The 25177-nt window shown below is 39.8% G+C and carries 18 protein-coding genes, 8 tRNA genes and 2 rRNA genes; 26 read left to right on the top strand and 2 right to left on the bottom strand.

Annotation, left to right across the window (positions count from 1 at the left end):
• Positions 1–175: 175 nt before the first annotated feature.
• The 15 genes from MKY54_RS24645 to MKY54_RS24575 all read left to right on the top strand — a co-directional run bounded on the left by MKY54_RS24645 (position 176) and on the right by MKY54_RS24575 (position 10306).
• Positions 176–3100: ribosomal RNA gene (locus MKY54_RS24645) — 23S ribosomal RNA — on the top strand.
• A 137-nt stretch (positions 3101–3237) separates the two neighbouring features.
• A 5S ribosomal RNA gene (rrf, locus tag MKY54_RS24640) occupies positions 3238–3354 on the top strand.
• A gap of 237 nt (positions 3355–3591) precedes the next feature.
• Positions 3592–3801 (top strand): hypothetical protein, encoded by a 210-nt coding sequence (locus MKY54_RS24635; protein ID WP_143765096.1) that lies wholly within the window; start codon positions 3592–3594, stop codon positions 3799–3801.
• A gap of 170 nt (positions 3802–3971) precedes the next feature.
• Positions 3972–4046 (top strand) — tRNA-Glu (locus MKY54_RS24630).
• 89 nt (positions 4047–4135) lie between these two features.
• Positions 4136–4211: transfer RNA gene (locus MKY54_RS24625), tRNA-Val, on the top strand.
• Between the two features lie 90 nt (positions 4212–4301).
• Positions 4302–4378, top strand: a tRNA-Met gene (locus tag MKY54_RS24620).
• 25 nt (positions 4379–4403) lie between these two features.
• Positions 4404–4481: transfer RNA gene (locus tag MKY54_RS24615), tRNA-Asp, on the top strand.
• Between the two features lie 14 nt (positions 4482–4495).
• A tRNA-Lys gene (locus MKY54_RS24610) sits at positions 4496–4568 on the top strand.
• A 36-nt stretch (positions 4569–4604) separates the two neighbouring features.
• Positions 4605–4679: transfer RNA gene (locus MKY54_RS24605), tRNA-Gly, on the top strand.
• A gap of 10 nt (positions 4680–4689) precedes the next feature.
• A tRNA-Arg gene (locus MKY54_RS24600) sits at positions 4690–4766 on the top strand.
• Between the two features lie 19 nt (positions 4767–4785).
• Positions 4786–4864, top strand: a tRNA-Leu gene (locus MKY54_RS24595).
• Between the two features lie 200 nt (positions 4865–5064).
• Positions 5065–5634, top strand: coding sequence for a sigma-70 family RNA polymerase sigma factor (locus MKY54_RS24590; protein ID WP_036687464.1), 570 nt, complete (start codon positions 5065–5067; stop codon positions 5632–5634).
• Positions 5635–6318: 684 nt separating this feature from the next.
• The gene (locus MKY54_RS24585) at positions 6319–7863 is read left to right on the top strand and encodes a radical SAM protein (protein ID WP_076130852.1); all 1545 of its coding nucleotides are present in this window, start codon (positions 6319–6321) and stop codon (positions 7861–7863) included.
• A 69-nt stretch (positions 7864–7932) separates the two neighbouring features.
• Positions 7933–8121 (top strand): hypothetical protein, encoded by a 189-nt coding sequence (locus MKY54_RS24580; protein ID WP_036687467.1) that lies wholly within the window; start codon positions 7933–7935, stop codon positions 8119–8121.
• Positions 8122–8452: 331 nt separating this feature from the next.
• Entirely contained in the window at positions 8453–10306 is a 1854-nt protein-coding gene (locus MKY54_RS24575) for an ABC transporter ATP-binding protein (protein WP_036687469.1), read from the top strand.
• A gap of 226 nt (positions 10307–10532) precedes the next feature.
• On the opposite strand, the gene MKY54_RS24570 is transcribed toward MKY54_RS24575, so the two are convergent.
• Complete coding sequence (locus MKY54_RS24570; protein ID WP_051491512.1) at positions 10533–10886, bottom strand: BlaI/MecI/CopY family transcriptional regulator; 354 nt, start codon at positions 10884–10886, stop codon at positions 10533–10535.
• A 404-nt stretch (positions 10887–11290) separates the two neighbouring features.
• Between MKY54_RS24570 and MKY54_RS24565 the strand changes: the two genes are divergently transcribed.
• The 6 genes from MKY54_RS24565 to MKY54_RS24540 all read left to right on the top strand — a co-directional run bounded on the left by MKY54_RS24565 (position 11291) and on the right by MKY54_RS24540 (position 17385).
• A complete protein-coding gene (locus tag MKY54_RS24565) occupies positions 11291–12226 on the top strand; it encodes a serine hydrolase (protein WP_036687470.1) in 936 nt (311 codons plus the stop codon).
• Positions 12227–12269: 43 nt separating this feature from the next.
• Positions 12270–12938: a hypothetical protein gene (locus tag MKY54_RS24560; RefSeq protein WP_036687472.1), complete on the top strand. Its 669-nt coding sequence runs from the start codon at positions 12270–12272 to the stop codon at positions 12936–12938.
• Positions 12928–13791 (top strand): ABC transporter ATP-binding protein, encoded by an 864-nt coding sequence (locus tag MKY54_RS24555; RefSeq protein ID WP_036687473.1) that lies wholly within the window; start codon positions 12928–12930, stop codon positions 13789–13791. Before MKY54_RS24560 ends, MKY54_RS24555 begins: the two co-directional genes overlap by 11 nt.
• On the top strand, positions 13784–14992 hold the full coding sequence (locus MKY54_RS24550; RefSeq protein WP_036687475.1) for an ABC transporter permease: 1209 nt from the start codon (positions 13784–13786) through the stop codon (positions 14990–14992). The genes MKY54_RS24555 and MKY54_RS24550 overlap by 8 nt, the downstream gene beginning before the upstream one ends.
• An 81-nt stretch (positions 14993–15073) precedes the next feature.
• Complete coding sequence (locus tag MKY54_RS24545; RefSeq protein ID WP_339188213.1) at positions 15074–16156, top strand: hypothetical protein; 1083 nt, start codon at positions 15074–15076, stop codon at positions 16154–16156.
• Between the two features lie 74 nt (positions 16157–16230).
• Positions 16231–17385, top strand: a complete 1155-nt coding sequence (locus MKY54_RS24540) for a hypothetical protein (protein ID WP_036687478.1) — start codon at positions 16231–16233, stop codon at positions 17383–17385.
• A 207-nt stretch (positions 17386–17592) separates the two neighbouring features.
• Here the strand turns inward: MKY54_RS24540 and MKY54_RS24535 are convergent, their stop codons facing one another.
• Positions 17593–17913 (bottom strand): ParA family protein, encoded by a 321-nt coding sequence (locus MKY54_RS24535; RefSeq protein WP_076308779.1) that lies wholly within the window; start codon positions 17911–17913, stop codon positions 17593–17595.
• A 652-nt stretch (positions 17914–18565) separates the two neighbouring features.
• Here MKY54_RS24535 and MKY54_RS24530 point away from each other — a divergent pair.
• From MKY54_RS24530 to MKY54_RS24510, 5 genes are all read left to right on the top strand, one after another.
• Positions 18566–20551, top strand: coding sequence for an AraC family transcriptional regulator (locus MKY54_RS24530; RefSeq protein WP_076308780.1), 1986 nt, complete (start codon positions 18566–18568; stop codon positions 20549–20551).
• The gene (locus MKY54_RS24525; protein ID WP_080742574.1) at positions 20538–21587 is read left to right on the top strand and encodes an iron ABC transporter permease; all 1050 of its coding nucleotides are present in this window, start codon (positions 20538–20540) and stop codon (positions 21585–21587) included. Before MKY54_RS24530 ends, MKY54_RS24525 begins: the two co-directional genes overlap by 14 nt.
• On the top strand, positions 21584–22591 hold the full coding sequence (locus tag MKY54_RS24520; protein ID WP_076130413.1) for an iron ABC transporter permease: 1008 nt from the start codon (positions 21584–21586) through the stop codon (positions 22589–22591). Before MKY54_RS24525 ends, MKY54_RS24520 begins: the two co-directional genes overlap by 4 nt.
• A gap of 342 nt (positions 22592–22933) precedes the next feature.
• Positions 22934–23323: a BlaI/MecI/CopY family transcriptional regulator gene (locus MKY54_RS24515; RefSeq protein ID WP_076308781.1), complete on the top strand. Its 390-nt coding sequence runs from the start codon at positions 22934–22936 to the stop codon at positions 23321–23323.
• A 2-nt stretch (positions 23324–23325) separates the two neighbouring features.
• A complete protein-coding gene (locus tag MKY54_RS24510) occupies positions 23326–25143 on the top strand; it encodes a M56 family metallopeptidase (protein ID WP_076308782.1) in 1818 nt (605 codons plus the stop codon).
• Positions 25144–25177: the final 34 nt, after the last annotated feature.

Here is a 25177-nt window from a genome sequence, read left to right as displayed (position 1 = left end):
GCTCAGTTTTGAGAGTTTAAGCTCTCAAGTAAGACTTGATCCTTGAAAACTGGATACCGAAACGAATTTGCGTTTTAGAACATCTTTTAGCAACTTGTGCAAACAAGTAAATGTTATTAGTGAGATGATTCCAAAGAGAATGTCATCGTATGATATTTTCCTGCGGAAAAATCAAGGTTAAGCTAATAAGAGCACACGGAGGATGCCTAGGCGCCAGGAGCCGACGAAGGACGTGGCGAACAACGAAACTGCCTCGGGGAGCTGTAAGCAAGCTTTGATCCGGGGGTGTCCGAATGGGGAAACCCAGCTGTGGTAATTCGCAGTTACTCATTTCTGAATACATAGGAAATGTAGAGGCAGACCAGGGGAACTGAAACATCTAAGTACCCTGAGGAAGAGAAAACAATAGTGATTCCGTCAGTAGCGGCGAGCGAACGCGGAACAGCCTAAACCTAAGAGCTTGCTCTTAGGGGTTGTGGGACGTCTCACATGGAGTTACAAAGGAATATGGTAGGTGAAGAGGTCTGGAAAGGCCCGCGATAGAGGTAAAAGCCCTGTAACCTAAACTGTATTCTCTCCGAGACGGATCCCGAGTAGTGCGGGGCACGTGAAACCCCGTATGAATCCAGCAGGACCATCTGCTAAGGCTAAATACTACCTGGCGACCGATAGTGAAACAGTACCGTGAGGGAAAGGTGAAAAGCACCCCGGAAGGGGAGTGAAATAGAACCTGAAACCGTGTGCTTACAAAAAGTCAGAGCCCTATTAATGGGTGATGGCGTGCCTTTTGTAGAATGAACCGGCGAGTTACGTTTAACATGCAAGGTTAAGCCGAGAAGGTGGAGCCGCAGCGAAAGCGAGTCTGAATAGGGCGATTGAGTATGTGGACGTAGACCCGAAACCGTGTGATCTACCCCTGTCCAGGGTGAAGGTGCGGTAACACGCACTGGAGGCCCGAACCCACGTACGTTGAAAAGTGCGGGGATGAGGTGGGGGTAGCGGAGAAATTCCAATCGAACTCGGAGATAGCTGGTTCTCCCCGAAATAGCTTTAGGGCTAGCCTCGGTATAAGAGTAGTGGAGGTAGAGCACTGATTGGGTGCGGGGTCCGCAAGGATTACCAAGCTCAGTCAAACTCCGAATGCCATATACTTATTGCCGGGAGTCAGACAGTGAGTGCTAAGATCCATTGTCAAAAGGGAAACAGCCCAGACCATCAGCTAAGGTCCCCAAGTGTGTGTTAAGTGGGAAAGGATGTGGAGTTGCACAGACAACCAGGATGTTGGCTTAGAAGCAGCCACCATTGAAAGAGTGCGTAATAGCTCACTGGTCGAGTGACTCTGCGCCGAAAATGTAACGGGGCTAAACACACCACCGAAGCTATGGCTAGATACTATGTATCTGGGGTAGGGGAGCGTTGTGTAGGGGTTGAAGGTGTACTGAAAAGAGCGCTGGACACTACACAAGTGAGAATGCCGGTATGAGTAACGAAAAGATCAGTGAGAATCTGATCCGCCGAAAGCCCAAGGTTTCCTGAGGAAGGCTCGTCCGCTCAGGGTAAGTCGGGACCTAAGGCGAGGCCGAAAGGCGTAGTCGAAGGACAACAGTTTGAAATTACTGTACCACCGTAATCCGCTATGAGCGATGGGGTGACGCAGGAGGGTAGTGACGCGGACTGATGGATGTCCGTCTAAGCAGTGAGGCTGATGTGTAGGCAAATCCGCACATCGTTAAGGCTGGGCTGTGATGGGGAGCGAAAATTGTAGTAGCGAAGGTCATGATCTCACACTGCCAAGAAAAGCCTCTAGCCAGGAGAAGGTGCCCGTACCGCAAACCGACACAGGTAGGCGAGAAGAGAATTCTAAGGCGCGCGGAAGAACTCTCGTTAAGGAACTCGGCAAAATGACCCCGTAACTTCGGGAGAAGGGGTGCCCCGGTAGTGTGAATAGCACGAGGGGGCCGCAGTGAAAAGGCCCAAGCGACTGTTTAGCAAAAACACAGGTCTGTGCGAAGCCGCAAGGCGAAGTATACGGGCTGACGCCTGCCCGGTGCTGGAAGGTTAAGGGGAGTGGTTAGGGGTAACCCGAAGCTATGAACCGAAGCCCCAGTAAACGGCGGCCGTAACTATAACGGTCCTAAGGTAGCGAAATTCCTTGTCAGGTAAATTCTGACCCGCACGAATGGCGTAACGACTTGGGCGCTGTCTCAACGAGAGATCCGGTGAAATTTTAATACCTGTGAAGATGCAGGTTACCCGCGACAAGACGGAAAGACCCCATGGAGCTTTACTGCAGCTTGATATTGAATTTGGGTACGATCTGTACAGGATAGGTGGGAGCCGTAGAAATCGGAGCGCAAGCTTCGGTGGAGGCGCCGTTGGGATACCACCCTGATCGTATCTAGGTTCTAACCTAGTACCCTTACCGGGTACGGGGACCGTGTCAGGCGGGCAGTTTGACTGGGGCGGTCGCCTCCTAAAGAGTAACGGAGGCGTTCCAAGGTTCCCTCAGAATGGTTGGAAATCATTCGCAGAGTGCAAAGGCATAAGGGAGCTTGACTGCGAGACCTACAAGTCGAGCAGGGACGAAAGTCGGACTTAGTGATCCGGTGGTACCGCATGGAAGGGCCATCGCTCAACGGATAAAAGCTACCCTGGGGATAACAGGCTTATCTCCCCCAAGAGTCCACATCGACGGGGAGGTTTGGCACCTCGATGTCGGCTCATCGCATCCTGGGGCTGAAGTAGGTCCCAAGGGTTGGGCTGTTCGCCCATTAAAGCGGTACGCGAGCTGGGTTCAGAACGTCGTGAGACAGTTCGGTCCCTATCTGTCGTGGGCGCAGGAAATTTGAGAGGAGCTGTCCTTAGTACGAGAGGACCGGGATGGACGTACCGCTGGTGCACCAGTTGTTCCGCCAGGAGCATGGCTGGGTAGCTACGTACGGACGGGATAAGCGCTGAAAGCATCTAAGCGTGAAGCCCCCTCAAGATGAGATTTCCCAATTAGTAAGACCCCTTGAAGACGACGAGGTAGATAGGTTGGAGGTGGAAGTGCAGCAATGCATGGAGCTGACCAATACTAATCGGTCGAGGGCTTATCCTATACGTAGAATGCAGATTCGTTTCGGATTCAGTTTTCAGGAATCAAGCTCAGATTTATATAGTCCAAATGACTGTGTGATGATGAATTCATTCAGCATTTGGCGATGAACCTGATGCATTTACGCGCAAATGCCCATGTTTGGTGGCGATAGCGGAGGGGTTCCACACGTACCCATCCCGAACACGACCGTTAAGCCCTCCAGCGCCGATGGTACTTGGACCGAAGGGTCCTGGGAGAGTAGGACGTTGCCAAGCACGCAAGACCACTGTTGAGTAATCGACAGTGGTCTTTTTGTACGATATTTAGCAGCTTATTATAAGGATAGGCAATCACTGTGAAGTGGTTTTTGAATGAAAATTAGTATCATGGAGGCAAATGATCATGATTATATGGATAAATGGTGCTTTTGGTCCAGCGAAGACAGAAACCGCAAATGAAATTTATCGAAGAAAAATATAGCTAGCGAATATGATGGAATAATTATCGTACCTATGACCCTAGTGAATCCGGATTATTGCAGGGAAATCATCGGCAAGTTAATTGATGGAGGTATAGAGCTTTATCATTTTAGTTTGTGTGCCTCCCGAGAGACCTTGCTTAAGAGATTAAGCATTAGAGTGAAGGAAAAGACTCTTGGGCTGCTCAGCAGATCGACAGGTGCATCAGAGGGCTTGATCACGAGGTATTTAAGCAGCATCTAGACACGAATGATAGAACTATAGGTGAAATCGTTGAGATAATAGCTCAAAAGCTTCATATCAATCTATTACCTAGGGAAGAGTAAAAAGAAAAATAATTAGTTTAGGTATTGCTATACTTAATAATACATGATATAATCTTTTTTGTTGTCAAAACAATTTGTTTTTAAAACGGCCCGTTGGTCAAGGGGTTAAGACACCTCCCTTTCACGGAGGTAACATGGGTTCGAATCCCATACGGGTCACCACTTCTTCTTGAAACAGCATCAGACTTCTAGAAAAAATGGTTGCATTACAGATTTGATTATGTTATGATAATTAAGTTGCTTCTTTATATGGAGGCTTAGCTCAGCTGGGAGAGCATCTGCCTTACAAGCAGAGGGTCGGGGGTTCGATCCCCTCAGCCTCCACCATAACACATCCCCAAAAGTGAAGTTAATGCTTCACTGAGGATTCCGGATACTTTCCGGGGGATCCAAGGGAATTAATACTTTTTTTACTGACGCGGGGTGGAGCAGCCCGGTAGCTCGTCGGGCTCATAACCCGAAGGTCGCAGGTTCAAATCCTGCCCCCGCAACCAATTTTCATTAAGCAATTATTCTTCTGGAACCGTGGTGTAGTTGGCCTAACATGCCTGCCTGTCACGCAGGAGACCGCGGGTTCGAATCCCGTCGGTTCCGCCATTTTCTTGCTTTATGAGCCATTAGCTCAGTTGGTAGAGCACCTGACTTTTAATCAGGGTGTCGAAGGTTCGAGTCCTTCATGGCTCACTTCTTTAGTGAGTCGGACATCAATACATACCGTGTGCGGACGTGGCTCAGCGGTAGAGCATCGCCTTGCCAAGGCGAGGGTCGCGGGTTCGATTCCCGTCGTCCGCTCCATATAAATTTTGCGCCCTTAGCTCAGCTGGATAGAGCGTTTGACTACGAATCAAAAGGCCGGGAGTTCGAATCTCTCAGGGCGCGCCATATTTTAACTTAATACTTTGCCGGTGTGGCGGAATGGCAGACGCGCTCGACTCAAAATCGAGAGGGAAACCGTGGAGGTTCGAGTCCTCTCACCGGTATATCGAAAAAAACTTGTAAGATTGCTTCCAGCAATTTTACAAGTTTTTTTTATTTTCTAAATATAGCTATTTAGAGTGGTCTTTTTGTTTCGCTGAATGCTTCTAGTAGCATATATTGTGAATCATACATCACTTCCATAATAAGGTGGATAAACTATTATTATGTATTATAATGTAAATTAAAGGGAGTGAGAATATTCATGTTCTTCACCATCCTATCTACTGTAGAAGTTAACGAGGATGTTGTATTTCTAACAGAGCTATACGATAGGTATTATCCTATTATGAAAAAGAAGGCTTATGAGATCTTGCAGGACTATGATGTTGTTGATGATATGATACAGGAGTCCTTCGTCAGACTAATCAGTAAAGCCGCATTATTGCGTTCCCTAGACCTGCATAAACAAGTATCCTATCTGGTCCATACCGTACATAATACTAGTATTAATCATGCGAAGCAGCGCAAAAGACATCTGAATCATACCTCTTCAGGGATAACCGCTGACAGTATAGAGCAAATAGCCGACAAGCAGCCTAGCATCGAGGAGATGTATAGCCTCAAGGAGGATTACACAGAGATTGCCAAGATACTCAGTGAGTTATCAGAACGGGATCAGACTTTATTGTATAACAAGTACATTCTTGAATGGAGTGATCACAAGCTTGCTGCTTCTATGGATGTCCAAGCGGTGAATATTAGATCTTATTTGACCAGAGCCAGGCGCAGAGCAATGAAGCTGCTTCTTAAGAATGGCGGAAGTGGAGTATGAAGAAACATCTGAATAAGAAAAAAATAGAGGGGAATTACGAAGAAATCTTTATTTGCATGACCTTAGAGAGTAGAATATGCTGAACCTGCTGTACAGGAGAAGATAATAATACCCTTTATAGTATATCTCGGTGACATCTGTTTCGCTGACTATCGAGAGTGGGAGAACAATAAAGATTTATACGGATTATGATACTTCTATTACTCTCACCCTACAAAAGAGGTAAAACAGCAGCAATCAATGGTCTGATGTGAAGTCTTGGACCTAGTCTTTCTCGAGCATGGGCTCACATGCTTCGAACGGGTTTAACTATGTCAATTCCGGGAATACCTACCGGGTGGTACATATAACAAAATTTGTGGAAAATAGTACGGTTCTGGAGACAATAAACTCCTATTCGTATGAATTCAAGTATTAAGACTCCGATTCTAGCCTAGCAAAAAAGAGCAGCGCTTATGCTGCTCTTTTTTGATTTAGAGTGTTGCAGGTTTCTATGCGAAGTTGTCTATTAAAATATGGGGCTCGGTTTAGTCTTATCAAGTAGAGTTTTCGCCTACTAAACTTCATAACCTAGATGTGGTAAGACCGAAAGTAACATATTAAAAAATTAATGTGTTGATATTTTTTTAATATGTTACTATAATAATATTCAAGAGTTGTATTTTAATGGCAGGAGGTAATGAAATGGATCTATATAAAGATAACTTCGAAAACTTTTCAGAACTCTTTAATTACATCCAAGAATACAAAAAAGAAAAACCAGCACAAACAGCACTTTCCATAGGGAAGATATTCTCTGAACATAACTTTTACTACTTCTACGATAGTGGTACAAGTAAGGTTGTGATGCTTGACAATGATATAGCTCAGTTATTTGAATTGTTAATTTCCTCTAATAAAAGCTTAGATGAATTAAATCAATATATTTATGCTCACAACGTTAATGTAGATGAATTAATGACTTCAATTAATGAGGAGGATTTATTCAAAGGATTCAAAATTAAGCACTTATATAATGACATATCCCTAGAGTATATAAAAAATGAAATGAATACAGGGACAACGCAACTCATTTTAGAATTAACTGGAAAATGCAACATGCGTTGTCGCTATTGTATATACCATGATGGGTATCCTCACAATCGGGCGTTTACTTCAAAAAGAATGTCATCTGATACGGCGCTTAAATCTATTGATTACATGAAACTTTATGGGGATCAGCAGGAAGTTTCTATTACTTTTTACGGTGGAGAGCCTTTACTTGAATTCGAGCTATTAAAAGAAGTTATTGAATACTCGAAGGTTGCTTTAGCAGGAAGGACTATACAATTTTCTTTTACTACTAACTTGTCTGTATTAACCCCCAAAATGGCTGAATATTTTTCTACCGTTGACAATTTATCTATTCTTTGTAGCATTGATGGTCCCAAAGAAATACATGATATGTATCGAGTCTATAAGAATGGCTCAGGCTCATTTGATGACGTTTTCAAGAAATTCAAATTATTAAATAGTGTAGCTAGAAAAAATGGTAAGGAAATGCACATAAGTGCAAATGCGGTGTACATGCCTCCGTTTAGCGAAGAAAAGGTTTCTCAAATAGATGACTTTTTTACAAATTTAGATTTTACTCATGAAGATTTCCGATATCAATTAGGTTATGCCGGTCCTGGTACTGTGCCTGAAGAATTGCTTAAAAGCTCCGATTATAATGACCAATCGCTACGACAATGGCAGGATAAGCAAATCAGTATTACTAGCAATTTGGAAGAAATTAAAGAACAAACTATCTTTAATTCACTTGATAGAATTCATAAAAGAAGCGTAACAAAAAGAGCTACTAATTTTGTGCCAATGAACGGTTGTTGTGTTGTTGGATCCCGACGATTATTTGTTTCCGCAGATGGCGATTTTCTCGCATGTGAAAGGATAGGAAACAGTCCTTCAATAGGAAATATAAATCAAGGGATTATTGAGGAAAAGATTTATAAAAAATATGTTTATGAATTTTCCGAAGTTTGGGAAAATATTTGCTCTGATTGTTGGGCTGCTAAACTTTGTAGTAGTTGTTATGTAGACAGAATGGATTCTTCGGGAGTCAGGGAACCTGATCTTGCAGAGTGTGAATATTATAGAAGTACAACAGAACGTAGTTTAAGGAATTATCACAACTTACTTAGGACATCACCGGAACAATTAGCAATCTTTAACGAAGATGTTCTTTTATAACAATTAATTTCTCGGTTTAATTGTTCTCATTTAAACCTGGATAAATACATAATGAAAGGAGGTGAGAATATGCTGAAAATTATGAATCCATATCAACAGCAAGCTATTGACAATGAGAGCATAGCTTTTCGTGCGCCATGTGTGTGTAACTCTAAATTAGCGAACCAAGCAGCTACTAAGGTTTCAGGAACTGGTTGTCAATGCTCTTGCATCGGTTCTGTAAATGAAGCGGCTAACCAAGACGCAGCAAGAAACTAGTTTTACAAACCAGCAGTATGTGTAATTCTCAATTAACGAACTATTCAGTTAAATAAAATTTCAGAACCTGATTGTAATTGCTCTTGCGTCGGTTCTGTAAACAACGCGTATAACTCCGACGCGGCAAGAAATTGAGTTTCACAATACAACAGTGTCTTCGTCCAATACCGACGAAGACACTGTTGTATTCAAATCTAAGGTTGTTAGACTGGAGTTACTCTTCAGAAGGCTATGACCTATATTGAAATACAATATCCATACCACATTATTCTTCAGGGTTTAGTCACGTCCTTAGTACTTAGAACACAATTAATACTGGAGGATAATTGAGATGAAGAAATTCAACAATTTTAGACACTTTAGTAACTACTTTGCTATTATAAAAACTACTCTAAGCGTATTATTCGCCTCTTCAAAAAAATACTTCATATTAATTTTAGTTTTAAGTTCTGTTATGGCTTTACCTGATATCATAAACTTAATTGTATGGCAGCATATAATAGATCAAATAGGTTCTCTTTTAATAAATGACAACAAAGATTATATTATCATAATATATCTCTTTCTTCTTCATTTCATTATTGTACTAATAAAATTAATTATTAATAAAACTACAAATTATGTAAAGGAAATTTATACTGTATTAGTTGATAAGTATATAACAAATAAAACTATTGAAATTGTAGACAGCATGGAAATGCAAGATTTCGAAGATCCAAGACTACATAATGACATCCAAAAAACAAATGACGAGTCAACAGTGAGAAGTATAGGTATTTTGAATAACATTGTTGAGATTATCATGAATATGACTTTATTCGTTGGTACAATAAGTATATTGGCATCTTACCAGATAAGTATAGTGATTATCATCATACTATCAATAGTCCCAAGTACAATAATTAATTTAAAATCTATGTCAAAGTTATTTGAAGTATATGATAAACGATATGAAAAAACTAGGTACTATAGTTCTTTAAAGGATATGATAGTTACATATGAAAATTTCAAAGAAATGAAATTATTTTCCAACATATCTTTTATACAGAATATCATTAATAATATTTTTGAAAAGATAATTGAGCAAGATAAAAATGTAAAAAGAACTTTGACTATAAAATCTACAGTAGGTGATTCTATTCAACATTTACTGACCTATTTATTGAAAATAATTATAGTTGTTAATGGTATTATGAGTAAACTGTCAATCGGTGTGATCATAATGAGTATTGAAACTGCTACCAAGCTGCAAAATGCTTTGATCAATTTAATAAGCTGTGCTTTGACACTATATGAAAATTGTTTGTATTTATTGAGCTTTGAGAGGTTAAACAAAATAAATTCAATAAAAAGCGAGGAAGTTAGGGAGGATTTAATAAAGGATTTTGTCGTGGATTCAATTGAGTTTATAGGAGTTTATTTTAAATATCCAAGCTCATGTAACCATATATTAGAAGATATAAATTTGACATTAAAAAAGGGATTTGATTATGCAGTTGTCGGATATAACGGAAGTGGAAAAACTACGTTGATCAAGATCATTTTAGGGTTATATGCACCAACAAAAGGCGAGATATTAATCAATGGCATTAATAGAACTATGTACGACAAGAAAGCCTATTTTGAGAAAATGAGCGCGATGTTCCAGGATTTTGTGAAGTTTCCGCTTACAATAAGAGAAAATATTGGAATTTCAATGGTTGATAATATTAACAATATGCCAGTTATAATAGAAGCTTCCGTCTTAGGTCAAGCACATGATTTTATTAATGAATTAAATAGGAAATTTGATACAAATTTATTGATTGGATGGGAAAATAGTGAGGATATTTCAACAGGACAATGGCAAAGACTTGCTATCTCAAGAAGTTTCGTCCGGGAAGCAGACGTTATGGTATTTGATGAACCAACAGCAGCTTTAGATGCTAAGACAGAAAGTGAAGTCTTTGAAAATATGGTAAATAAAAAAACAGAGAGGATTAATATAATTATTACTCATAGATTCACTAATATAAAAAATATTGATCAAATAATTGTAATACACGAAGGAAAAGTAGACGCTGTGGGTGATCATGATTTTCTGATTAGCAATAATAAAATATATGCGGAGCTGTATGACATTCAAGCAGACAACTATAAAGGATTCATTAAAGAGCCTGCTCTTGCAGGTGAGTTGTTGAAATAATATAAAGAGCTCAAAGCAGTAATCAGTGCTTGACAAAGTGTCCAAAAGGTGAAAATGGAAAAACATCTGATACTCCTGTATTGTTGTAATTCTCGAAGAAGGAATAAACAGATGTCTATATAATATATCAACAAAATGCTTGACATACTTAATTTTTCAGTTTTCATACTCGTCCTATATGAATTTTATCTTTAACTACGGTGAGATTAAACTTGGATTTATATAACTACTTCAATTCTTTTAAACAATCTAACTCATTATTTTCTTTAAAATGTTCTACAAAGTTCGATACTGAAAAATTCTTAGCATTTATTTTTAAAATTTGCAACTGATATGCAGCATATTGTTCTGCACTTATAACAGGCTTATAACTTCTTGTTAGTACGGTGCCACTATATACAATGTCAGAAATTTCAATATATTCCTTTTTCAATAAATTCCGAACCGCTGCTTGAACGGTATTAATACCCAATCCATCCCCTTTATCTGCGATGGCTGATGCGGTTAAATTTCCGCCATCTCGCCAAAAAACCAATAACACATCTTGTTCTTTTTGACTGATTCTAGGCAGTTTTTTCATTTCATTCACCTTTCATATAGTAGGTTGTGTTTATTATAATTGCTAAATTGCAATATATCAATCTTAAAATAGTGACATCATATTTTTTTATTCTTAAAATTTACTGGTTTGTTATTGGAGCATATTAAGGGATATATGAGTGATTTACAAAGAAAGAATCAACGTTAGGCAATACCAACATTGCAGTAAAATATTTAGATGATATTTTTTTGATGTCACTATTTATTTGAAACATTTTATATATAACGCTCGGTTGAAGTTCGTGTACGGCTGGATACTAATGAAGTAGAGAAGAATAGTAAAGCACAAACCATTTATTTAAGAAAAATTTAAGATCTACACACCTAGATTTTTAAGGTATTGAATCTATACTTTGTACCAAGAAGAATAGGGAGAAAATGGAAATGGAGAAAGGTGAACGTAGCAAGCTAAAGAACAGGAAACCCAAGTTAGTAAGAATATCAGTATTCACAATTGTTCTTCTCGGAGTGCTAATAGGAACAGCAAGTAAACTGAATTTAGATTCACAAAAGGTCTTGCCATTCTTTGGACAGAACACTTATGCCAGTCCATATATTTATGTCTATGACAGAGAGTCTGATCAAGCCATTTACGAAGAAAGTGCGGGAGCCAAGGTTTATCCTGCTTCACTGACAAAAATTATGACCGCAATTGTCACCCTTGAGCATGTTGATGACTTATCTGTAATCGCGCCGGTAGACCGGAGAACGTTCGGTGAGCTTCTTGCAAGTAACTCTTCTATGGCCGGATTTCGCGAAGATGAGGAGGTTACCTACCAAGACTTGTTATATGGGACGCTTCTCACTTCTGGTGGTGAAGCGGCAAACACTTTAGCTGTCCATGTTGCGGGAAGTGTGGAAAATTTTGTTTTGATGATGAATGATAAAGCCGCTGAATTCAGCTTAAATGGTACACATTTCACTAGTCCTGAGGGCCTTCATGATGACAATCAGTATACAACCGCTTCAGACGTGGGAAAGCTTTTGGATTATGCATTAGCGAACGAGGATTTTAAAAAGATGTTTACTCAAGAGACATACCTGACGACATCAACAACAGACCATCCAGAAGGGATTCAGTTAGAATCGACGGTACTGAAGTACCTTAATGAAGATCAGCAAATCGGCTTCAAAATTATTGGAGGTAAATCGGGAACTACATCTGCTGCTGGACAATGTTGGGCAACACTTGGGTTAGTGAATAACCGTGAGTATATAATCATCGTCATGGGGGCGCCATTAAAGGACATTAGTCATCCAGATCAGGCTCAGATTAGGGATACTTTAAATTTATACGGAAAATTAAGTCAGTTGAAATAAACGATAAAATGTAGAATTACATATTAAAAATGGAGGTGTCTTAGTGAAAAAAATCTTAATGTTTGTATTAACTATAACCATTTTGATTGGAGGAAGCCTCTACTTCCAAAATCAAAGCAGCTACTCAGAATATGCAAGCATACAGGATGATAAAACCATCTCAGAGGATTTAATTACCTTAGATAATAATCCGAAGGATGTAAAGTCAGAGAATAAGAATCCGGGCAATGAGGAATCTCCAAAGGATGCAACGCTAGATGATAAAAGGACTTTTGAGGATATTGCTTTGGACAAACGTCTTGATGAAGGGAGGAAAAAAAATGAAAGAACTTATCGGGAGCAAGGAAGAAAAGAGTCTTCAATTAGGCCAACAATAGAAGTTCCATCTCTTTCTATCGAGGATATAACAGGCATCTACAAAACAGTTGATGCATACATGAGAGAAAATTCAGATCGGTTTCCCGAACCAGCGGACAATGGCACTAGGGGAAACACTGATGATCCGAGAATCCAAAATATTCTATACAAGGAAGAAAAAACAGGTATCATAGCAGGATTCGAAAATGAAAATCTGTTCGCATGGGAAGTGAAAAAGCTGGACGGAGAATATACCAACCTCCTGTTAGGTAGAAAGTCTACGGGAGAAGAATGGCAAGTTCTCTCGGAAGGAGACGTATATCAATTGAGAGAGGAAATTAGCGATGGAAATTAAAGCGGAGAATTTAACAAGAACATTTGGAATGAAACGGGCAATCAGTGAACTAAATTTTACATTGCCTGAAGGTGTGTATGGGCTTTTGGGAGATAATGGGGCAGGGAAAAGCACCTTGATGAGAATTCTTGTGGCAATTGACCATCAAACTAGTGGTAAGGTTACCTTTAACGGCAAGGATATCTTCCATATGAACGACGACTACCGGAATCTTGTGGGATATATTCCCCAGGACTTCGAGGTTTATTCCGCGTTTACAGCAACAGAATATCTGGAATATATGGGAGCACTGAAGGGGTTGTCAAAAAAAGAACTGAAGCACAAAGTTCCAGAGGTATTACAGTTTGTCAACCTGGAGAATGTTGCTAATAAAAAGGTCAAAACCTTTTCCGGAGGGATGAAAAGGCGGGTGGGCATTGCCCAAGCCATTATTAACGATCCGAAGATATTAATTTTTGACGAGCCCACCGCTGGGCTTGACCCCCATGAGCGAATCCGTTTTTCAAACATCATAAGCGAAATGGGACAGGACAAGATCATCTTGTTTTCTACCCACATTATTTCGGATATCGAAGCAATTACCACCAATGTGATCATCCTAAATCAGGGGAAAATTAAAGAGCAAGGTAATGTGCAAAAGATGTTATCCGGGATTAAAGGAAAAGTATTTACTGAGGAGATGGACAGAGAGCGACTGGCCTCCTTTAAAAAGGAGCACCTGATCGTACGGATCCGGCAGGAAGAAAACGTTGTTAATGTCCGTTACTTGGGAGAAAAGGAATCAGGCGCAATCGTATGCGAGCCCACGCTGGAAGATTACTACATCTACTTAGGGAGTGGGAGCCATGCGTAATTTCATTCCATTAGAACTGAAAAAAATATTAAATAAAAATACAGTAATTATCAGCCTACTCTTTCTCACTATTATTCTGATCCCCTGGATTCAAACCGCCAAGAGTATAGATGTCTTGGATGATGAGGGAACCATACATAGCGGTCTTGGAGGCTGGAAAATTTTAAGGGAGCGCACGGTTGAGGGCACGATGACGACGGATTATTTATTACAAATGAAACAAAACTACGAAAACAGCGTGGACAAACCTTATATTGAAGGCGAAGTAGATACAGATCGCAAGTTGGGAAAAAGATTAACTTTTCCTCACGATGCGCTGAACTGGGAACTGAACTTTCCATATATAAAGTACCGTGTTCTCGATAACAGCTTAAATTTAACGGATGAGCAACTCTCCAATTTTTATGTAGATTGGAAGGGCAGTTTTACCGAATATTTATCCACTGAACAAAATCTATTTCCTTATACAGAGAAACAAATCGAAATCATATCCCAGAAAATGCAAAAAGTACCCACCCCATTTTTATTCAAATACGATAGTGGCTGGGAGTACCTGAAAATAGGTTTATTAAATACGATCTACCTTTTCTTTATGTTCTTGGCCTTTATCCTATGCGAGGGATTCTCCAAAAACAGCAGCAAAGGAATTGACAAGGTGACCTTATCCACCAAGGAGAGCAGGAGGAGGCTGCTCAGCTACAAGCTTGGTGCCGCTTGTGTGTTTTCTACGATAGCCTATTTTGTGTATATTGCGATCATACTGCTGTTTATTACCGCAGTGTATACGCTGCACGGCTGGGACTCTTCGGTTCAAATCGGAACAGTTACATTTTATTCTATGAATCAGCTTCAAGAGGGGTTACTCTATATTTCCATGGGATACTTTTCCACACTTGTCGTGACGCATCTTATCCTGTTTTTGTCCGTGGTTTTTAAAAGAGGGAAACTGGTATTAGCACTTTCACTGATTTATTTTTATCTCGTAAATACTTATCAGATGGGGAGGGGGGCGCTGACTGAAAAAGTGATGGTCTTCATGCCTCAGAACTTTATCAATAATCTTATAGGCATAGAGAAATTATATTTTGTGGGTAATACTGTATTTCCTTATGTTTTTGTCGCCCTGTTTCTGGGTACTGTGTACATTCTCTTATCTCGAATCGGTATCTCTATATGGATGAGAAGATATTATTTACAGTAGAGGAAGGTAGGTGAAATCATGAGCTATTTATCAAAAGTAAACAGAAGTAAAATCCTAAACATAAACATATTCGGTTTTTTGTTGGCATTGTTTCTGATACTTACCTTTTACAACTTAGACACCATCAAAACAGGTTATTTAAATCAGGCAAGATATGAGGTAACAGATGGGACGGAATACCGGTATTTCTATCAACCGGAGGTATTGGATGAAGTTGAGATTAATAAAATTTTGGAAAAATACAGAGAACTTAGCCTACCAGAAGACAGGAATAAAGCGGATGTTGCAGATTTGCCAGCCTTGGATATGCTTATCCAAGTGTATGGCTGGAACTGGACTGGAATACGGGATGTCTCAGCAGAACAATTTTATCAGGACAGGGCAGACATCATCAAAAGTGCACAGAAGGAAGCGGGGAGTTCTAGGGAAGGAATCAGCAACGGGAATTTTGCAGCGGCTTCTCTCTCCGAACCTATCCGGATGGGTTATGCCGAGGGATGGAAGAACGTTAACTCAGGGATGAGCCAGTGTGTTTTTATTGTCCTGGTTCTCATTTCCATTCTACTGGTCCCAATTTTTAATGAAGACGAGACCTTGGGCGTGGACGGACTGGTCAAATCCACGAGGTTTGGAAAACGTAAGCTGAGTAGGATACGGATTATCAACGCCTTCCAGCTCTCTTTATTGCTTTATCTGACGGCGGTAGCGATTTACATTACGCCTATATTCTTTATGTACGGTTTACAAGGAGCGGATTTGCCTATACAAAGTAGTCCACAATTTTTTTTATCAATGGTTGCGGTGAATTATTTCGAGCAGTTTTTAATCAACCTGGTTATTGGATATGTGGCAATCTCACTGATGACAGGGATTACTTTATTGATCAGCGTATTAGTCACACAGATTTATACTGGCTACGCCCTGTTACTATTCACCATAGCCATATCTTACGCCATTCAGATGAGCGAGGTATTCTTTCTGAAACATTATGTGGGCAATTTTCTGCCCATGCAGATAGCCAAGTTCAATAGCTATTACACAAGTTTTGAACCCTATGGAGGTATTTCTAGAATTATTGCCGTTCCTTCCATTACTGTTGCAGTTTTATTTATACTCCTACTATTTTTGCCAAGATGGATTAATAAAATGAGGTTTACTTCTTAGATTGAGCATTACGCATAAAGTTAAAACACATCAAGGATAAAAAAATGAAGTGAAGTTCGGAAAGAAGGTAGATGATGTATTCATTTTTTATTTTATGCGAAGCTGGATCAGAAAAAGATGGTATTAGCAACAACGGTTTAGCTCACGTTCTAGAGCACTTTGTTATACTGGCGATGCTCAAAGATTTTTTCACAGAGAAAGAAAGTAATTTGAGAGGACAAACAAGTTACTGCTATTGCTTATATAGTTGGAGCAATGCGAAGTACCAAGTAGGTTTAAACCTTATCTTTGAATTTGAAAACTATGTGGGGAGGATATTAGATAATAAAAATGAATATTATGACTTAATGTTAATGGCCATTAGAGAGGTCGAGGAAGAAATACTATCGAAACACAATGAGGTGGCAAAGATCAATGTAATGATTCATTTTTTAAATAAAGATATTGTTTCTCGACCAATAGGCCTACTTGAGGACGTAAAAAGTTTGAACGTTGACCAATTATTTGAGACTTTAAGTAGTATTTATGTAGCAGGAAATTTAAGATATTTCATTTTTAATCATGAAAAAAATGAGTTTGTTATTTCTGACTTGCCTCAAAAAACAAAGCGAAGAGGTTGTGTGGAAAAGCAAGAATTCCATGACAAAGAACTGGAACGGATAGCATCTAATTTATATATAGATGTACAAATATTTAAATTATTTTGTAATAGTGATAAAAAAGTTGCACTTTCTAGTACTTATTTTTCTAAGATTTTTAACAAAGAACAAACGATTCTCAATGAATTGTACTTGATAAGTATTTGCAAATTATTAGATAAAGCTTATGGTGTCAAAAATAACTGTAAATTTGAAATTATATTTTTTAGTAATGAGGACTCTACTAGAATTTACTATATATTTGAATTAACGAGCAGCAATGATATTTACGAGACTCCAAATAAGATAACCATAGATGTGGAACAGATAATAAATTTCATGCTTGAAAGTGTAAATTTCCACGAGTTAAAAGAGGAGTTAAGGATAAATGTATACAGTAATAGATTTAGTCCAATAAGTCGAAGTGAATGCGAAGCAGAGATATTGAATAAAGTTTACTTTAATAATTTTCAAGTAATAAAAGATTATGAAGATTTTGCTGATATTTTACGGAATGTTACGATTGATAAATTCAAAGGATTCTTGTATTTTGCGTTAGGGGAGATAGATGACTTAATTATTTTTGAATAACGTAAAAGACAGGCCGACAGTTTTCCTCGCTTTGGAGTCTAGAGTCCATTTTCATTGATCAAAATAAACTTGCCGGACGACTGACTTCTATGATACACCACACTTTCACTAGACGAATGGTTTCATTATATAAATTGGTACGGGTGTCGCACCTGGTCATCAAGTCGCCCTCAATGCGAATATGTGGATTGATTCGCTTCTTTACCTTCACAATGATCTGAGCAGTTGAGTGCTACCAAAGCATTGATATTGAGTAAGCCAAGTGTTGCTAGGAATCAGGTCAATGTTACCTTGAGAATGAATGCACTCATCGGGCGATGGAAGCGGTTCGTCCGTCATCATCGCGTTCTTGATGTTGAACATAGAGTAAGGGAGTTTATCAGGTTGTTCGATACCAAAGTACATCGTTAGATTCCCTTGAGGATCAAAATCAATCAGTAATATCTTTTTTCCTTCATTATAAGCGGTGGTGGTTTTACCTGTACTGCCTTTTTGATTAGCGATAGTGTTTAATGTTGTTTTTCTCATATCAATTCCCCTCCCTGAAGCCAAAGCTTCGATATTATCTGTCAATGATAGGGAGCGGGCTGATCTGTTATAGTTCTCTCCGAGTTCTCTCATTTGTGCAAAAGCGACTACTATTTGAGAAGATTCTCGGAAGCCTTGCGGCGTTTAAATCTAACGAAAGAACCCGCAAAAAACTTGATCTTACAAGGATTTTCGCGGGCTTTAGATTCCTTTTCTTTGACTTAGTTTCTGCTATCTTCCCGATAGCATGAGCGACTCAAAATCGAGAGGGAAACCGTGGAGGTTCGAGTCCTCTCACCGGTACCAACTAAATCAACTCAAAGTTCATTAGATACTATATCTGATGAACTTTTTTGTTTGTTTTTTTACAATTCCGTTCATGCCTGTGCCGGAAAACTTTTGATACATCCTTCAAGTGTGAATAAGAAATTGTACTTAGTTGTACTGAGGAAGATTAATGTAAGCGGATATGTGAATGAGATAGAGGCATTCCTGAGGAAGCTCCATTTCGAAAGCTATAAGCAATCATGATACTAAACAGCGATTGACAAAATAGAGGAACTACCTAATACTAATTGATAATCATTATCATTTATTGTGAAATATAATTAATTCAAATAGATTGTGGAGCAGATCGGAGTGTATTGCAAAGATGAGGCTGGAAGATCATATTTTCGCATGGAATTATGCCGCTGTTAAAGTACTTGATATTCGACATGCTGTGATGGAGCCTGGGGACAAGCTGCAAGGCTATGTATTACCAGCATGCGGATTTATCTACTGTGTGCGGGGTACGGCCAGCTTGAATCTCAACGGCATAGATTACGACGCAGACCGTCACTTTATTGTGCATGGTGGCAAGGGCATGAGACTAAGTATAGAGACAGGGAAGTTGTTTGAATACTATTTATTATTCTATAGAGCCTCCTTGCCAGGAAGAAAGGATTTAGCAAGACTTTTGGAACGCAGCAATCCATTTCGGATGCAGTATAGCTTCGAGTCTTTGGAGCCATTACCACTGCACTATCAACTAATGGCAATGGAACAACTTTGGGCACAAGGAAGCCAATTGGAAAGAATTCAAGTTAAAGGCTTGTTCTATCAGTTTATACATGAATTATTAAAGCAGTTTACAAAGGATGGAATTAACCTCAGGCAACCGGATGTCATTGGGCAGGTTGTCCGTTATATTGAGGAGCATTATCGTCATAATTTATCACTAGAATCTATAGCGGAGCAATTTAATTATAGCCCTCGTCATTTATCAACCCGCTTTAAAGGGGAGACAGGGTTTAGCTTGATTGAATATTTGATACGATTCCGGCTTAAACATGCAGAAGAGCTATTACGATGTACCGATGCTCCACTTCGCGATATTGCAGAAGAAGTTGGATATAACGATGTATATTACTTCAGTCGCATGTTCAGTAAATACAATGGTCAATCTCCCATCCGGTTCCGCAAGGAAAGCAGGCAGGTGAGCTCATCGGACAATCGTCCATTTACCACCGCCAAATTCTCCATTGGCGAGCACATATCCTCCCGATATAATGTTATTGAGTATGATAATCATTATCATTACTATTACCATAATGAAATAACCGGAGGGTCTTCACCTATGAGATTAACAAAGACGTCAAGTTTTATTGTAGCGATGCTGCTTAGCTTTACCTTGCTATTAAGTGCATGTGGATCTGCAAGTGTTGGTTCTAATGTCACAAATTCTAATGGATCCAAAGCTTCTGAAGTTACATCATCACCAGCAAATAATTCAACTGCAGCTGACAATGCCAATAAGGAGACTCAGACAAGAACTATCTCTACAATAAAGGGAGATATTGTTGTTCCAGCTAATCCAAAGAGGGTTGTCGTGTTATACCTTCAAGGGGATCTTGTGGCCCTCGGCATTAAGCCAGTAGGGACTTCGAGTGTCTTTGAAGGAGCGGCCTTTGCAGAAGAGCTTGGGGGGATTGAAGATCTAGGTTCATGGTATGAGCCTAATCCAGAGGCTATTATGGCAGTAAAGCCGGACTTGATCATAGCTGCTTCTGAAGAAACTTACGAAATCCTTAAGGATATTGCACCGACCGTTCCAATTCCTTATGAAAAAATGGCGACGGATGAACGTGTAATGAAGATTGGCGAGGTATTTGGCAAGGAGCAGGAGGCACAAGCTCTATTAGATAATTTCCACGAGAAGTTGGAGAAGAGCAAGCAGCAGCTTGATGAACTTGGAATTTTGGATAAGACAGTAACCATTATCGAAGGCGGCAAAAAAGAGATGGCGGTGATCGATAGCAAGCTTTATGGAAGGGGCTCTCAGATCATTTATGAATATTTAGGGCTAAAAGCACCAGAGATTCTTCAGAAAAAGATTGATGGCAGAGAGAAGGCTACTGGAGGGTTTGTTTCCTTAGAGGTGTTACCTGAGTATATAGGAGACTTCGTGTTCCGCTCTGTATGGGATGGGGCTGATGATTTGTCAGACAATCCAATTTGGAACAGCATTCCAGCAATCAAAGAAGGTAGATTGATCGAAATCGGGTTTGATTTTTCATATTATTCCGATATCTACTCTCTTGATAAGCAGCTAGATTTTGTAGTTGAGAAGCTAGTGTCAGCGTATGAAAAAAAATAGAAAGCTAGATGATAGAACAACCGTTATCCCTGATTTAAGAGGGAAATCGTATTTCGGTCTGTTTCTACTCCTAGGGATACTGCTGCTGCTACTTTCAGTAGCAGCTTCTATCTCATTTGGCTCTGCTTCCATGAGCCTGAAAATGGCATGGACAGCGATTTTTAATTTTGATCCTGAACTGACCGAGCATCAGATTATTCATGCCCTTCGAATTCCGCGTACAGCAGCTGATATTATTGCAGGTATGTGTCTCGCGGTAGCAGGAGCGGTTATGCAGGGCTATACGCGAAATCCCTTAGCAGATTCCGGATTAATGGGAGTAAATGCAGGAGCAGCTCTTGCAATGGCCGTTACACTGGTTTTTCTTCCAGGGCAACTGCAGACAACAACCTTGCTGGTTAGCTTTATTGGCGCAGGACTTGGAGCAGGATTAACGTATCTTGCCGCTTCATTGAATCGTTCAGGAATGACACCTCAACGACTGGTGCTAGCTGGAATATCAATTACAATGCTATTTGGAGCTGTGGGGTCATTTATCTCATTAAACTATGGAATTGGTCGTGCCCTTGCTTATTGGACTTCGGGTAGTGTGGCTGGAGCAACATGGGTGGAAATTAGGCTAGTTATACCTTGGTTCTTAGGTGGACTGGCTTTGTCACTATTCATTGCACGCTCTATCACTGTTTTAAACTTGGGGGAAGAGATTGCGAAAGGCTTCGGGCAACGGATCGTTCTCGTTAAGATGATAGCTACGCTTGCGGTCCTTTTACTAGCGGGTGTAGCTGTTGCACTTGTAGGGCCAATCGGCTTTGTAGGGTTGATTATTCCGCATATTATGCGTTTTTTTGTAGGTGTAGATTATCGTTATATTATTCCGGCATCAGCCATTTACGGCGGCGCACTTATGGTTGTAGCGGATATCGCAGGAAGGCTGATTAATCGTCCGGCAGAGACAGCACTGGGCATTATTTTTGCAATGATTGGTGTTCCTTTCTTCTTGCTAATTGCGAGCAAAGAGAGGAGAGCCTTCAAATGAATGTTGTTAAATCGCATAAGGCTACAATATGGATTCTATCTCTTTTAATACTGCTTATTGCAGGAGCTATTCTTAGTCTTAATATGGGAAAGGTGTCCCTCAATCCACTTGAAGTATTTCAAGTATTGCTTGGACAAGGTCCAGAGGAGCATAATCTCGTTGTTTATAAGTTTCGTCTTCCTCGGATCGTATTAGCGATACTTGTTGGATTTGGGATGGCACTGGCAGGTGCAGTTATGCAGGCTTTGCTGCGCAATGATCTGGCTGATCCCGGCATGCTTGGTATTAGCTCAGGTTCAGGTCTTATGGTGTTGCTGATTATCTCAACGGTAAGCATTCAAGGCGCCGCTATAACATTATTACTGCCGTCTATGGCATTCTTAGGTGGTCTGCTGGCAGCAGCTCTGATCTATGTTCTAGCCTATAGAAAACGTCGTATGATTTCTTCTACACGACTTGTCTTGACTGGTGTTGCGATCAATATGGGGTTTAGTGCGCTGTCGCTATTCCTGACCTTAAAGCTTGATGACCAGAAGTATGAGTTTGCGCAGCGTTGGCAAGCAGGATATTTATGGGGGGACAAGTGGTCTTATATCAGCTTGTTGGCACCTTGGGTATTGCTGCTATTCGTATATATTCTTTTTAATTTCAGGACATTGAACGTCTTGGTGCTAGGCAACCAAATTTCGATAGGATTAGGAGTCGCTGTAAAGAAGAAATTTTTGCGCTTGGCGATTGCGGCTGTAGGCATAGCTTCTGGCTGTGTAGCGCTCGGGGGCTCGATCTTCTTTATTGGATTGATTAGTCCGCATGTGGCTCGCAAGCTGGTAGGTCACGACTACAAAGTGCTTCTACCTACTTCAGCGCTTATTGGTGCGCTATTGCTGCTTGTAGCGGATACGATTGCTCGAACGGTCAGCTTTAAGTCAGATATTCCCGCAGGAATTATTGTAACAATGCTGAGTGTGCCTTACTTCCTATATCTATTGATGCGTTCAAAATAAATATCGATAGGTTCGAGCCTCTCACCGTATACTAAAAAGGTCTATAAGATTGCTTAATAAGCGATTTTATAGACCTTTTTCATTTTCAGAGCTTATTGAATTTCTAATAGGAGCATTAGATTTTCCTCTACTACTACTTCTGAATTACCCTATTTCCAAAGTTCTAGTATATACCGTTAGCTTCGCATTCGATGATTTAGCATTGATACTATAAGGTGCAAACCTTTTCCTACTTTTCAACGTCTCTAATTTATAGAAACAAAAGAAAAGATCACTTGCATTTTATTTATACAGTTGTATAATAAAAGCAGTTATACAACTGTATAATATGGAGGTTGATTCATGATTAATGAAATTAAGAAGCTACCTGATGCAGAGTTAGAAATTATGCTTGTCATTTGGAAAACTGGGAATCCAGTGAGTTCTTCCTACATATCGGATCAATTACGTAATAAACGAAATTGGGCTTTGGCTACTTTAATGACGGTGCTTTCGCGACTCGTTGATAAGGGATTTCTGTATTGTGAAAAGGAGGGACGGAGCAATAGTTATCGTGCAGCCATCTCAGAAACGGATTATAAGGAATGTGAAGGAAAATCTACTCTTGAAAAACTATTCGGTAATTCTATTCAAGATATGGTGATGTCGCTGTACAATGGCAAGGCTATCGATAGAAATGATCTTGCAGAACTGCGTGAAATGCTTGACCGGGTAGAAAGAGAGGAATCCTGATAATGACCAGCCTTTTTTCGGATTTTTTAATAATTTCAGTAACGACAAGTCTAATGATTTTCGTTTTAATGTTCTTGTCTCCATGGTTAAGCAAAAACTATTCGGCAAAATGGAAATATTGGATATGGATGATTTTGACTATACGCTTGCTACTTCCGTTTAACATTTCGTTTGCCAATAATGTCGTACGGATTCCGCTTCCTGATAGCTCAAAGATAAGTACAGTGTTTCAAGACATTCCTTCCAACAGCATACAAATTGATATGTCAGGGATTTCTCATCCTGTTCAGCAGGCCGCATCGTTAAATCATATACCATCTCTTATGGACATCTTAACTTGGCTCTGGTTTTCCGGGTTCGTACTTTTTTTGCTTTATCATTTTACCAGTTACTACTTTTTCAGAAAACAGTCTCTTCGTTGGAGTAATTCTCTTTTAAGTGACCAGATGGTATTGAAAATAAACCAAGTTTATAAAGAAATGAAAATGAAATTATCCATCACCGTTTTAATTAGTGAAAAGGTTCCAAATCCAATGTTAGTTGGTTTTTACAAGCCGATTCTCTTCTTGCCGCATGATCAATATAACGATGAAGAGCTTGAATTTATCTTCAAGCATGAGTTAGTTCATTATAAGAGACATGACATTATATACAAGATACTCCTCTTAATTGTACATGCAATTCATTGGTTTAATCCTTTCGTGTGGTTCATGGTACGCCAAGCAGGACGTGAAATTGAAATTTACTGTGATGAGACGGTAGTGGGTACACGAAGCTTATCTTACCGTAAAAAATATTGTGAGGCTATCTTATCTGTCATGCAGAATTCGGATCCCCGCTTTTTGGCTTTATCAACTAACTTTTCAGGAGGGGGAATTTCTATGAAAGAGCGATTTATATCTATTCTTAATACGAAGAAAAAACGAAACGGCATCACTCTATTTTATACCGTCCTGCTTTTGATCGGGGTAATCAGCGTGTTGGCGGCATGCACTAATATAAAAGGCAGCGAATTCATCAAACCCGGCACGATCTATTCCATTGGCTTTGATGGGGAGCAAGTTGTTGTTAATGATGCTGGCAATTCGTACTCCATAGATGCAGAGGGGAACGTTTCTGTTTCATATCGGAATGGAGATGTTAAAGCAAATGTGCCATTAAAATTGGATACGACCGGAGGGGTTCTGGGAATGGGGCAAGAGAACACCGGTTATTTTATATCCGAGGATAAAACAGCTATTGTTTATGGTTTTGCAGATGGAAAATCATTGCCGCTGCATGTTTTAATCAGTAATGATAAGGGACAGACATGGAATGACTATCCTATTCCTGGAGCAATGGGATATGAAACAAAATTTATCGGTTTCACGAATAAAAATGATGGTTGGCTGGTCAGTGGTGCTTCACAAGGAGTTGGGAGTGCGCTGAATTACGTATATCAAACCTCTGACGGAGGTAAGACGTGGAAAGAGATAGGCAATCCAAATGATATTTATTCGGAACATTTGACCGGCGTGGGGTTTTCTAGTTCGGATATCGGGTTTTTAGGGTACAGATATTATATGGATGAGGGTCCTGTAATTTATTGGACCAAAGATCAGGGGCAAACTTGGGAAAGGCTTGCTGTATCGCTTCCAGAAAAGTTTGATAAATATAAAAAAAATCCCCTTTCTCCTATCTTTAATAGAAAGGAAGGACTGTTCCCTATCTCGTTAATTGATCAAGATACCGGTGTGGCAGGAACTATATATCTTACCAGTAAAGATGAAGGAATCACTTGGGTTTATGATGAAGCTTATGATAAGCTTCTAAATCCTTAAAAAAAGCGGCCATTGGAATGGCCGCTTTTTGATT

The sequence above is a fragment of the Paenibacillus sp. FSL P2-0121 genome, from assembly GCF_037975345.1.
Taxonomy (GTDB): domain Bacteria; phylum Bacillota; class Bacilli; order Paenibacillales; family Paenibacillaceae; genus Paenibacillus_AQ; species Paenibacillus_AQ odorifer.
Note: the sequence above shows the minus strand (reverse complement) of the source record. Positions and strands in the feature narration are given on the sequence as shown.